A 12,381-nucleotide genomic window follows, 5' to 3' on the forward strand; every position below is an offset into this window, starting at 1 on the left:
GCGTCGCGGCGCAGAGGTCGGCCACGAGCGACTGCCAGTACGGCATCCGGACGCGTGCCCCGTCGGCGTCGAGGTTCGCCACCCCGCGACGGGCGGCCTCGAGGCCCGGTCCGTCCCCGCGCGACCACCCGTCGAGGATCCGCGCCCAGTCGCGGTAGTAGGCGAACCCGTACCGGTCGCACAGGTCCCGCAGCTCGGCGACGGCCGGCCGCAGCTCGTCGACGGCGCCGCGCAGCTGGTGGGTGATCGAGGCGTACGCCAGGGCCACCGCGAGGTTGTACGGATCGGTGGTCCGCGCCAGGGCGACGACCTCGCGGGCCGCGGTGCCGGCCCGCGTGTCGTCACCGAGCAGCCAGTGCGCGTGGGTGGCGGAGGCCAGCCCGTGCACGTCGGGTCGGGTGCCGATGCTCAGCCGGTGGTCCGCGCCCTGCTCGGCGACGTGCACCAGGTGCCCCAGGGCCTCCGCGGGGCGCCCCGCGATCAGCGTCGAGGTGCCGAGCGCGAAGTGCGCGGCCGCGGCCTGCTCGGAATCCGGGCTCATCATCTCGAGGGCCCGGGCCGCGGTGGTGGCCGAGGCGGTGACCTCGCCCTGCACGAACAGTGAGCTCCACAGCCCGACGAGGCCGGTCAGCAGCGCGTCCCGCTGCCCCAGATCCTCGGCGAGCCGGATCATGCGGTCGTGGGTCTCCCGCAGCCGGGGGGAGGCGTAGCCGTCGCGGGCGTTCAGCGGCGCCGCCACGGCCTCCAGCACGGCCAGCTCCTCCCGTGACCGGGAGCGGCCCGCGGGCAGCGAGCGGACGATCGAGAGCGCCTCGTCGTAGAGGCGGATCGCCTCGGTGTGGGCGAACATGCCGGCCGCGAGCTCGGCGGCGCGGTGGAAGTACCGCACGGCCCGCTCGGGGCGCCCGCCGCGGGCGTACTGCTCCGCGAGCTGGGCCGACACCCGGTCGGTGTCCTCGGCGTGCAGCAGCTCCAGGCCCTGGGCGACCCGGCGGTGCAGCAGCCAGCGGCGTGGTGGGCTGACCTGGGCGTACGCGCCGTCGCGGACCAGGTCGTGGGAGAAGTCGTAGCCCTCGGCGACCTCGGTGAGGATGCGCCGGCGCCACAGCTCGTCGACGGCGCGCACGACGGCGTCGGCGTCGAGGTCGCTGGCCTCGGTGACGAGGTCGAGGGTGAAGTCGCGGCCGATGGCCGCGGCCAGCCCGGCCACCTCGCGGGCGGTGGGCCCGACCTGCTCGAGGCGCTCCCGCAGCACCGTCGCGAGGTCCCCGACGGGGACGGGGGCGTCGGTCTCCAGGGTGCTGCGGGCGGCCTCGACGACGTAGAGCGGGAAGCCGCCGGTGCTCGCCTGCAGCACCGCCGCGTCGTCGTCGCTCAGCGCGACCCCGGACACGGCGGCCGCGAGCCGGGCGCTGTCGGCGGTCTCGAGGGGACCCAGGAGCAGCTCGCTCAGCATCCCGGCCCCGCGCATCCGGCTGACCCAGGCACCCACCTGCGGTTCGTGCTCGGAGGCGTCGGCGCGCATCGTCGCCGCGACCATGAGGGGGGCGTCGGGGACCAGGCCGAGGCACAGCGTGAGGAACGCGAGGGTCTCGGCGTCGCACCAGTGCAGGTTGTCGAGCACGAGCAGCGTCGGGCGCCCGGTCGCCGTGAGCGCCCGCGCCAGCCCCTCGAAGAAGCGGTGGCGCTGCCACGCCTCCTCCCCGGGCCCGTTGCCGGAGCCGCCCGGGTCCCCGCCCCGGCCCGAGGGCACCAGCCGCTCGACCTCGACCTGCCACACCGCGTCGAGCGTCGCCCGGCCCGCGCGGACGTCCGGGGTCCGCAGCCACTCGGCGACGGGGGCGAGAGCCAGGCGGCCGGCAGCCCCGAAGCAGCGGGCGCTCGCGACGACGGCGCCGTCGAGCCGGGCGGAGTCGGCGAGCGCGGTGACCAGCCGGGTCTTCCCGACGCCCGGGTCGCCGCGGACCAGCACCGCGGCGGGTCGACCGGCCGCGGCGGCCCGCCAGCCCGCCCGCAGCGTCTCCAGCTCGCGGCCGCGGCCCACGAGGGTCCCCGCGGCGGCGCCGGAGCGGGCGGCGCCGGAGCGGGCGTCGCCGGCGGCGGCCGCGGGTGGTGGGCCCGGGGCGTCGATTTCTGAGGCGCGGGCGAGCAGCCGGTCGAGGGGCCGTCGCGTCGCCGGATCCGGGGTGACCCCGAGCTCGCGCTCGAGGACGGCCGCGCAGTGGTGGTAGGTGTTCACCGCGCCCGCCCGGTCTCCGAGCTCGCCCTGCAGCTCGATGAGGCGCCGGTAGCCGAGCTCGTCGAGCGGGCGGAGTCGGACCCGGCGGCGGGCCACCTCGACCGCCCCGGCCAGGTCGCCGGTGCGCTCCAGGGTGTCGCAGGCCAGCTCGCACAGCTCCGCGCACCGGGTCTCGAGCTCGGCGCGGGCCTCGAGCAGCCAGTCGTCGTAGCCGCCCGGGAGGAACTCCCCGCGGTAGGCCGCGAGGGCCGCGGTGGCGTGGGCGAGGACCGCGCCGTCCGCGCCGGCGCGGGCCGCCGCGGCGGCCGCGTCCGCCCCGGTGGCGAACTCCCGCAGGTCGACCACGCAGGTCGCGGTGTCGCACCAGCACAGGTCGCGCCCGGTGACGACGAGGGCCGGCTCGCCGGCGAGGGCGGCGCGCAGGTGGTGGAGCTCGCGGCGCAGGTTCGTGAGCGCCTGCTCGTCGGCGGAGTCGGGCCAGAACAGGGTGGCGATCCGGCCCCGCTGCTGGGGCACGCCGGCGTGCAGGACGAGGTAGCCGACGAGGGCGACGGTGCGCGGCGAGAGGGCCAGCGGCGCGCCGCTCGCGTCGCTGACGACCTGCTCGCCGAGGAGGCGGATCCGAACCATCGTCGCCTGACCTTCTCCGGCGGCCGGCCGTGCCGGCCGCTCGCTCCCAGCGTGCTCGGCCGGGCCGCCGCCCACATCCACCGCCTCCCGGACCCGCACTGCTCCGAGCGCCACCGAACCTTCACCCCTCAGGCCGCTGCCGGGAGTGCCGATGACGCACCGAGTTCGGTCGTGTGCGCCACGAAACGGATCTCGTGGCCGTCGCGCACACCGGCCAGGCCGGGTGCGAGGGCCCGCCGCAGGCCCAAGGCGGCGGCGTTCTCGGCCATGACGTCGGCGACGACCTCCACGACGCCGGCCTCCCGCCCCCGCGCGAGGACCGCCCGGACGAGGCGGGCGCCGATCCCGCGGTGCTGCCAGGCGTCCACGACCTCGACGGCCAGCTCGGCGCGGCCCGGGGCCTCGCGGACGAGCCGGGCGATACCGATCGGGTCCCGCCCGGCGAACGCCGCGACGGCGAGGTGAGCCCGCCCGTCGACGGCCAGCAGGGCACGCCGCACCGGCGGGAGGAGGTCGGGGACGGGGCCGAGGAAGCGGTGCAGGCGGCTGGTCGGGGAGAGGCCGGCGAACACGGCGTCGAGGACGTCGTCCTCGTCGCGCGCGAGCTCGCGGACGGTGATCCGGGCGCTGGTCGGGACGGTGTGCGGCACGGGGGCCTCCGGGTCGGTTCCTCGACGTGCCCTGTCGCACGTCGTGGGACCCAACGCTCGTCACCCGGCGTTCCCGCCCCGTTCGTTCGCTGCGGCATCGGTGCAGTTCACGAGCCGAACGGTCGTATGAACAGCGAACGCCGTGTGACCCGGGCGCTCTCAGCGAGCCGGTTCGGAGGCCAGCCGCGCCAGCTCCGCCTCGATCCCGCCGGCGAGCACGCCCACGTCGGCCGCCGCCTCGTCCCCGGTGACCCCGACGGCCAGCGCGTCGCGGTAGGTGAGGATGGAGACCCCCAGCTGGGCGGTGCTCCCGATCGGGACGTACGGGACGATCTCCAGCAGCTCCCGGCCGAGGCCGTAGAGGGTGGTCCGCGGCCCGGGGACGTCGGTGGTCACCGTCACCACGGAGCGCTGTGCGGTCCGCGAGGCCCACCGGACCCCGCGCGCGACGAGCGGGTAGGGCTCGTAGCGGGCCAGCTCGGTGAGCGCCGCGCCGGCCTCGGCCTCCTGGGCGGCCTTGCACGCCTCGAGCTCGGCGATGGTGGCGGCGAGGCGTTCGGCGGGCTCCGCGAGGTGGACCGGCAGCCGCGGCAGCAGCAGCGAGACCTGGTTGCCGCGGGTCGACTCGTCGCCGGGGGCCCGCACCGAGACCGGGACCAGGGTGCGGACGAGGTCGGGCCCGGGGTCCTCGCCCCGGGCGAGCAGCAGGTCGCGGAAACCGGCGGTCACGGCGGCCAGGACCACGTCGTTGAAGGTGCCGCCGTGCCGGTGCCGCGCGGCGCGGACGTCCGCGACCCGGCCCCGGGCGATGGCGTAGGCGCGGAGCCGGTGCAGCGGGCCGGACAGCGACGACGGCGGCGCCGGGCGCAGCGCGGCGAGCAGCGCGGAGCCGCCCCGCGCCAGCGCCCGGGCCCGCTGCCAGCCCTCGCGCGGGTGCGTGAGCAGCGACGCGGCCGCCACGGTCGCCGCGACGGGGAGTCCCGCGAGGTGCCCGGCCGCGCCGAGGAGCAGGGCCCCGGTCGAGGGCTCGGGCACGGGCACGTGGTGGTCGGCGGCGGGCGGCCGGGACCGGGGCTGCGCGTCGAGCACGCTCCAGTAGAGGTCGGTGCCAGACACCCCGTCGACCAGGCAGTGGTGGACCTGGGAGATCAGCGCCCAGCGCCCGTCGGCGAGCCCGTCGACGAGCCAGTAGCGCCACAGCGGGCGGTCCCGGTCGAGCCGGGTGGACATCACCCGGGCCATGAGGTCGACGAGCTCGGCGTCGCCGCCGGGGGCGGGCAGGCCCACGTGGACCAGGTGGTGGCCCAGCACGAAGTCCGGGTCGTCGACCCACACCGGCGGGCCGAGGTCGAGGGGGACGCGGCGCACCTTCTGTCGGTAACGGGGGATCAGCGGGAGCCGCCCCGTCAGGTGTTCGGCGAACTCGTCGAGATGGGGGGCGGGTCCCGCGAAGACCGCGATCGAGGCGATGGCCATGGAGGCGGCCGGCTCGGCGTCCTCGATCTCCAGGAAGGCCGCGTCGAGCGGGCTCAGCGCCGTGCTCACAGCGCCCGCTTCAGGATCGTGCCGGTGTCGCTGATCGGCAGCTCGCTGCGGAACTCGACCGAGCGGGGGTACTTGTAGGACGCGACCCGCTCGCGCACGTACTCGATGAGCTCGTCCTCGCTGGCCGCGGCGCCGGCGTGGAGCCGGACCACCGCGTGCACCTCCTGCCCGAGCCGGTCGTCGGGGACCCCGACGACGGCGGCGTCGCGGACGGCCCGGTGGGTGTAGAGCACGTCCTCGATCTCGCGGGGGTAGACGTTGTAGCCGCCGCGGATGATCAGGTCGGAGGTGCGGTCGACGACGAAGAGGAAGCCGTCGTCGTCGACGTAGCCCAGGTCCCCGGTATGGAACCAGCCGTCCACGATCGCCGCGACCGTGGCCTCCGGGTTGCCGTGGTAGCCGCGCATGACGTTCACGCCGCGGACCACGATCTCGCCGACGTGGTCGCGCCCGGGCGGCAGCGGGTGGCCGGCGCGGTCGTGGATGCGCACGTCGACCCCGTAGATCGGCTTGCCGACGCTGTACACCCGGCGTTCCTCGGCGCTGGGGTTGACGCGGTGTAGACGATCGCGGCGACGTCGCAGGGGTCGCGGGGGACGAGGACGCCGTCCGGGTCGTCCGGCTCGACCGCGAGCAGCTCCTCGAAGGACTCCCCGGGGTCGCCGCCCAGGACGAGCACCGACGCGACGCCGGCGTCGGCAGCGCCCTTGCGGGCCTCCTCGGCGGACCCCGCCCAGGTCAGCAGCAGGCGGGCGTCGGAGTCGCCGAGGACGTGGGCGACCTCGCGGCGCTTGAACAGCACGTTGACCGGCACGCCCACCAGGCCCGCCTTGAGGATGCCGAACCAGGCGATCACGAACTGCGGCACGTTCGGCAGCTGCAGCGCCACCGCGTCGCCGAGGACGAGCCCCCGGCGGCGCAGGCCCTCGGCCAGCCGGTCGGACGCGGCGTCGAGCTCGGCTCAGCTGGTGTGGTGCTCATCGGCGATGATCGCCGTGCGGTGCGGGTGGCGTCGTGCCGACTCCCGCAGCACGTCGGCCAGGTTGAGGCTCATGGTGTTCTCCCGGTTCGGGCGGCGACCGGGGCCACACGCCGGACGCCCCGCTGGTGCAGGACCGCGTCGAGCTCCTCGTCGAGGGCGGCCACGAGCAGGCGGGCGTCGCCGACCCGCTCGAGGTCGGTGCCGACGCCGACGCGGACGTGGCCGTCGTAGCTGACGATGCAGGCGGTGAGCAGCTGGTCGGCGCTGCACGGCGCCCAGCCGACGGTGCCGGTCACGCGCGCGCCGGCCAGGGTCACCGCGGTGCGCGGGCCCGGCACGTTGGTGACGACGCCGACGGTCTTGTCGGCGAGCAGGTCGGACAGCGTCGACGCGAGGGGTTCGGGGGCGTGGCCGAGCAGCTGCGCGAGGGCGTGGGTGAGGGCCGGCTCCCAGCTGCGGCGCAGCTGCTCGACCCGGGCGTGGACCTCGGCGACGCGGGCGCGGAAGGGGCCGCGCAGCGGCAGGACGACCAGGACGAGCGCGAAGTGGTTGCCGAGCCGGGCGGGTGGTCCGGCGTCGAACGGTTCGAGGTTGACCGGCATCATCCACGCCAGGTTGGCCGGGGCCCGCGCGGCGAGCTCGGCGTCCTGGGCGCGGGCCACCGCGCCGCCGAGCAGCGCCAGGCACACGTCGTTGACGGTCGCGCCCTCGTCGTGGGCCAGCCCGGCCAGCACTCGCAGCGGGATCGGCGCCGTCCACGCCGCCGACTTCGTCGTGCCGGGGGCACCCGACCACGCGTGCGGCGGGTTGCTCCAGCCGAGCACCTCGGCGGTGTCCACGGCGGTGTTCGCCGCGGCGGCGACCATCCGCAGGCCCGCGCCCACGGCGCGCAGCGGGTGGCGCGCGACGGCGAGCAGGTCGGGGAGGGGATCCGCGACGCCGTGCGTGGCGACCGGACGGGCGCCGTCGCCGGTGCCGTCGGCGGGGTCGGTGAGCGCGAAGAGCAGCCGCATCATCCGGACGCCGTCGGCGAGGGCGTGGTGGGTGCGCACCACCACCGCGCTCCCGGCCCCGTGGCCGGAGAGCAGGTGCACGCTCCACGGCGGGTGCTCCAGGTCGAACCGCTGCGCCCGCAGTCGGCCGACGCGTTCCTGCAGGGCGGCCTCGGGATCGTCGGGGTCCAGGGACTCCACGAGGACGTGGCGGTCCAGGTCGAAGTCGGGGTCCTCGACCCAGCGCTCGCCCGGCGAGCGCCGGTCGCCGTCCGCGGGCCGGCACCGGAACACCGGGTAGGGCGCCAGGAGGCGCTCCGCCAGCAGCCGGCGCAGGTCCCCGGGGTCGACGGGGGTGGCGGTCCACAGCACCGAGACGATGCCCAGGACGTTCGTCGGCCGGTCGAGCCGCAGCCAGAGCTCGTCCTCGGCCGCCATCGGCACGGTCCTCGTCATGCCGGGGACGCTCTCCCGGGGGCCCTCGGGCGCGTCAGGTCCGAAAGGCCCGGGTCGGGTTCGCCGGACGACCCGGGCCCGGTTACGATCCGCTCACCCGGGGCCACGCAGTGGAGGTGTGCCCGGATGACGTCGACGATGGACACCACGGCCTTCCCCGAGGACCGGCCGCCCGCCTGGCGGCCCGGTCTCCCGCTGACCTTCCGCCCGCCGACCGACGACGAGTCGGCCCCGTCGTGGCCGTTGTTCGCCAGTGACCTCGGACGGGCCCTCGGCGGGGCCGGCGTCACCGCCCTCGGCCGGCACGTCCTGCGGGCGGCCCCGCAGGGTGACGGCCACCCCGTCCTCGTGGTCCCCGGGCTGGGCGGGGGGGACCGGTCGACCCGGGTGCTGCGCGCGATGCTGCGCCACCGCGGCTACCGGGCGCACGGCTGGCACCTGGGCCGCAACCTCGGCCCGACGGCGGAGGTGGTGCGGGGCGTCCCCGCGCGCCTCGCCGAGCTCGCCGACCGCTACGGCCGCCGGGTCAGCCTCGTCGGGTGGAGCCTGGGCGGGCTCTACGTGCGCGACGCGGCGCGGCGCTCGCCCGAGCACGTGCGGTCGGTGATCACCCTGGGCAGTCCGGTCCGCCTCACCCATCCCGCCCAGACCAGGGCGATGGGCCTCTACCTCGCCGTCGCGGGCCGGCACGTCGCGGCCGGCGAGCTGCCCCCGCCCGAGGCGACGCTGCCGCCGGTGCCCGCGCCGTGCACCTCGGTGTTCTCGCCGTGGGACGGGATCGTCTCGTGGCGGGCGTGCGTCGAGCCGGCGGGGGAGCGGGCCGAGTCGGTCGCGGTGGTGGGCAGCCACTTCGGGCTGGGCATGCACCCCGCGGTGCTGTGGGTGGTCGCCGACCGTCTCGCCCAGCCCGAGGGACGCTGGCGGCCCTTCGCCGCCCCGCCCGCCCTGCGCTGGCTCTACCCGCCGGTCGGCTCCGCCCCGGACGTGGACGGGGATCCTCACGCCCTCGCGTCCGATCCCGGTCCCTGGGATCGCGAGGCGGGCTGAGGACACCCCCGGGTCGGGAGGGTGTCCGTTCCACCTGGTCTGCTCGGCGGGTGGCCCTGACCAGGAGCAGACGACGAGCGGTCGACGGTTTGCGGGACGCACACGCTTGCCCTGAGCAGACGACGAGTAGGGGGAGGTGTGCGTGCGGCACACGTCGCGGTGGGTGTCGGGCCCCGACCGTATGCGTGGCGCACGCCAGCGTGAGCAAGGAATGCTCGGCCGCCGGGCCGGGTGCGTGCCGCACATGGTCGCCGGTGTCTTCGTCCCCGAGCAGGACTGTCGGCCCGCCCCCGCGGGTCGTGCGACTCCGCCGGCCCGCTACCGCCGACGAGACCATCGGACCGAGTGGTGGAGACGTGATCGAGGAGGATCCTGTGGTTGATCGACACGCACCCACGGTCGTCGTCGGGGTCGACGCCTCGCCCACCTCTGTCCGCCTTCCGGAGCCCGAGGAACGCCTCACCCGCGAGCAGCGGGTGAGGCGGGGACGGGCCGCGCGGGCGGAGGTGCCGCGGTCGAGCCACGGCGAGTTCACGGCAGGTCCTGACCGACCCGATCCGCTGGCGCTGCTGGAGCGTCAGGGGCTCACCCGGGTGCCCGAGCTGCTGCCGATCCGCTACGGGCGGATGGCCTCCTCGCCGTTCGCGTTCTTCCGGGGCGCGGCGTCGCCGATGGCGAGCGACCTGGCCCGGACGCCCCGGTCCGGGCTGGTGGTGCAGGCCTGCGGGGACGCCCACCTGGCGAACTTCGGGGTGTTCGCCTCGCCGGAGCGCAACCTGGTCTTCGACATCAACGATTTCGACGAGACGTTGCCCGGCCCGTGGGAGTGGGACGTGAAACGGCTGGCGACGAGCCTGGAGGTCGCGGCCCGGAGCAACGGCTTCGCACCGAGGGAGCGTCACAGCATCGTCCTGGCGGCGGTCGCGGCGTACCGGCGGGCCATGCGCGGTTTCGCGGAGATGGACACGTTGGACGTGTGGTACGCCCACGCGAACGCGGACACCATCACATCGCTCACGGACGTGCGTCTCGGCAAGACCCAGCGCAAAGCGGTCGAGCGCGCCGGCCGGAAGGCCCGGACCAAGGACAACCTCGGGGCGCTGCGTCGCTTCGCCGTGATCGAGGACGGGGTCGTGCGGCTGCGGGCGGATCCGCCGCTCATCGTGCCGGTGCGTGATCTGGCCGCCGGCGCGGCCGACCTCGACGCGCTCGAGCAACAACTGCGCGAGGTCCTGCTCACCTACCGGGGGACGCTGGAGCCCGAGCGCCGGGTCCTGCTGGACCAGTTCCGGCTCGTCGACACGGCGCGCAAGGTCGTCGGGGTGGGCAGCGTCGGCACCCGCGAGTGGATGCTGCTGCTGCTCGGTGACGACGGCGAGGACGACGTCGACCCCCTGTTCCTGCAGGCGAAGGAAGCGGGCCCGTCGGTCCTGGAGGAGTTCGTCGGGGCGAGCGAGTTCGAGAACTCCGGACAGCGGGTGGTGGTCGGGCAGCGGCTGATGCAGGCCGTGAGCGACATCTTCCTCGGGTGGGTCCGCGTCGACGGTCCCGACGGGCGGACGCGTGACTTCCACCTGCGGCAGCTGCGGGACTGGAAGGGCTCGGCCCAGGTCGAGACGATGATTCCGGAGACGATGCAGGCCTACGGAGAGGTCTGCGGGTGGACGCTCGCCCGGGCCCACGCGCGCTCGGGTGACCGGATCGCCGTGGCGGCCTATCTCGGCAGCAACGAGGCCTTCGACGTGGCCGTCCGGGCCTTCGCGAGCAGCTACGCCGACCAGAACGAGCGCGACCACCAGCAGCTGGTGGGCGCCATCGCGTCGGGCCGGATCCTCGCCGAGACCCCGCCCTCCTGATCACCGGCGGACGTGCCGGCGGGCCGACGCGGGTCAGGCCGTCCGGCGGCGCCGGGTCCGTCGCGACCACCGGGACAGCTCGTCGACGCCCCAGACCACCGGGGCGAAGCAGAGCAGCAGCGCCACCGTGCCCGCGTCGAGGGGGGCGGTCCCGACCACCTCCTGGCCGACCGGGGTCCACACGATGACCGCGGTGACGACGAGCTCGAAGGCGATGCCCCACCACAGGAGCGGGTTGGTCCAGAGCCCGACCGTGCGCAACGAGGCGTGCTCGGTCCGCGCCGCCAGCGCCGTCCCGATCTGGCAGGCCACGATGCCGACGAACGTGGCCGTGGTGGCCCGCAGGTAGGCGGGGTGCAGCGCCGTGCCCGGCCCCGTCGGGGCACCCGGGGTCCAGCCCGCCCGGGCCAGCACGACCAGGAACGCCCCGGTGGTCAGCACCGCCGAGGTGACGCCGAGCAGGCCCCACGCCCGCCAGAGCATCCGGCCGCGGATGACGCCCTCGGAGCGCGGCCGGGGCGGGCGCTCCATGATGCCCGGCTCCGCCGGCTCGCGGCCCAGCGCCAGCGCGGGCAGCGTCTCGGTGCCCAGGTCGATGGCCAGGATCTGCAGGACCGTCAGCCCGAGCGGGACCGCGCCGCCGGTGAGGGCGAACAGCAGGAATGGGACGATCTCGGGGACCGCGTGGGCGAAGATGTAGACGACGAACTTGCGGACGTCGTCGTACACCCGCCGGCCCGCCGCGACCGCGCGTTCGATGCTCGCGAAGTCGTCGTCGGTGAGCACCATGGTCGCCGCCTCGCGGGCGACGTCGGTGCCCGCCACCCCCATGGCCACGCCGATGTCCGCGCGCCGCAGGGCGGGGGCGTCGTTGACGCCGTCGCCGGTCACCGCGACCACGTCGCCGAGGTGCTCGAGGGCCTCGACGATCCGCAGCTTGTCCTCCGGGGCCGCCCGCGCGAACACGATCTCCTCGCCGAGCCCGAGCAGCGCGTCGAGGTCGCGGTCGCGCATCGCGGCGAGCTCGGTGCCGGTGACCACCCGCGGCGCCGGGCCCCCGACGCCGACCGAGCGCGCCACCGCGGCGGCCGTCAGCGGGTGGTCGCCGGTGACGACGTGCACCCGGATCCCCGCCGTGTGGCAGCGGGCGACCGCCGCCGCGACCGAGGGCCGCGGCGGGTCGAGCAGCCCGACGAGTCCCTCGAAGACCAGGCCGGCCTCCACGTCGGCGCGGGGGGCCGCGGCGTCGGCGGCGGAGGCCGGCCGGCTCGCCAGGGCGAGTACCCGCAGCCCGTCGGCGGCCAGCGCCCGGACCGCGTCGAGCACCTCGGCCCGTCCGGCGTCGTCGAGGGCCACCACCCCGGCGGCGCGCCGTACCCGCGTGGCCAGGGCGAGGACCTCCTCGACGGCGCCCTTGGTGTGCACGACGACGCCCGCGGGCGTGCGGTCGACGGTCGACATCCGCTTGCGCACGGGGTCGAACGGGTGCACGGCGAGCCGGTCCCGCTCGCGCGTCGCGGCCCGGGCATCGAGGCCGGCGGCGGCGGCGAGGGCGAGCAGGGCCAGCTCGGTGGGGTCCCCGGTGCCCGTGCCGGCGTCGACGCCGAGCAGGTCGGCCTCGGAGCAGCGCTGGGCGACGCGTGCCAGGTCGGGCGCCTCACCCGCCCCGGTGCGGGGGTCGCCGCGGCCGGTCGGAGGGGTCCAGAACGCCTGCGGGCGCATCCGGTTCTCGGTGAGCGTGCCGGTCTTGTCGGTGCAGATGACGGTGGTGGACCCGAGCGTCTCCACCGCGGAGAGCCGGCGGACCACGGCGCCGCGCCGGGCCAGGGAGCGGACCCCGCCGGCGAGGGCGAGCGTGATGGTCGGAAGCAGCCCCTCCGGGACGTTCGCCACCAGCAGGCCCACCGCGAACACCAGGGCCGCGGTGAAGGAGAGGCCCGCGAGCAGCCCGATCGGCAGGAAGGCGGCGCCCACGCCGACCGCG

At 76.2% G+C, this 12,381-nt stretch carries 9 protein-coding genes; 2 read left to right on the forward strand and 7 right to left on the reverse strand.

Features of this window, described 5'->3' with window-relative positions; translation table 11 throughout:
- From VGH76_RS26135 to VGH76_RS26160, 6 genes are all read right to left on the reverse strand, one after another.
- Positions 1 to 2,869, reverse strand: a 2,869-nt coding sequence (locus tag VGH76_RS26135) for an ATP-binding protein (RefSeq protein WP_331559696.1), incomplete at its 3' end; no start/stop codon positions are given.
- Between the two features lie 128 nt (positions 2,870 to 2,997).
- Positions 2,998 to 3,519: a GNAT family N-acetyltransferase gene (locus VGH76_RS26140; RefSeq protein ID WP_331559697.1), complete on the reverse strand. Its 522-nt coding sequence runs from the start codon at positions 3,517 to 3,519 to the stop codon at positions 2,998 to 3,000.
- A gap of 159 nt (positions 3,520 to 3,678) precedes the next feature.
- A complete protein-coding gene (locus tag VGH76_RS26145; protein ID WP_331559698.1) occupies positions 3,679 to 5,064 on the reverse strand; it encodes a wax ester/triacylglycerol synthase family O-acyltransferase in 1,386 nt (461 codons plus the stop codon).
- Positions 5,061 to 5,591 (reverse strand): AMP-binding enzyme, encoded by a 531-nt coding sequence (locus tag VGH76_RS26150; RefSeq protein ID WP_331559699.1) that lies wholly within the window; start codon positions 5,589 to 5,591, stop codon positions 5,061 to 5,063. Before VGH76_RS26150 ends, VGH76_RS26145 begins: the two co-directional genes overlap by 4 nt.
- Positions 5,477 to 5,998 carry an AMP-binding protein gene (locus VGH76_RS26155; protein WP_331559704.1) on the reverse strand — a complete coding sequence of 174 codons (522 nt, stop codon included), beginning with the start codon at positions 5,996 to 5,998 and terminating at the stop codon, positions 5,477 to 5,479. The genes VGH76_RS26150 and VGH76_RS26155 overlap by 115 nt, the downstream gene beginning before the upstream one ends.
- Positions 5,999 to 6,114: 116 nt before the next feature.
- Complete coding sequence (locus VGH76_RS26160) at positions 6,115 to 7,494, reverse strand: WS/DGAT domain-containing protein (protein ID WP_331559700.1); 1,380 nt, start codon at positions 7,492 to 7,494, stop codon at positions 6,115 to 6,117.
- Positions 7,495 to 7,620: 126 nt separating this feature from the next.
- Here VGH76_RS26160 and VGH76_RS26165 point away from each other — a divergent pair, with 126 nt between their 5' ends.
- Both VGH76_RS26165 and VGH76_RS26170 read left to right on the forward strand, forming a co-directional pair.
- Positions 7,621 to 8,541, forward strand: a complete 921-nt coding sequence (locus tag VGH76_RS26165; RefSeq protein ID WP_331559701.1) for an alpha/beta hydrolase — start codon at positions 7,621 to 7,623, stop codon at positions 8,539 to 8,541.
- A gap of 374 nt (positions 8,542 to 8,915) precedes the next feature.
- The gene (locus VGH76_RS26170) at positions 8,916 to 10,397 is read left to right on the forward strand and encodes a DUF2252 domain-containing protein (RefSeq protein ID WP_331559702.1); all 1,482 of its coding nucleotides are present in this window, start codon (positions 8,916 to 8,918) and stop codon (positions 10,395 to 10,397) included.
- Between the two features lie 33 nt (positions 10,398 to 10,430).
- Here VGH76_RS26170 and VGH76_RS26175 read toward each other — a convergent pair.
- Positions 10,431 to 12,381: cation-transporting P-type ATPase (locus VGH76_RS26175; protein WP_331559703.1), on the reverse strand; the 1,951-nt coding region annotated here is incomplete at its 5' end.

Origin of the sequence: Actinomycetospora sp., from assembly GCF_036497585.1 — a bacterium.
Classification (GTDB): Bacteria; Actinomycetota; Actinomycetes; order Mycobacteriales; family Pseudonocardiaceae; genus Actinomycetospora.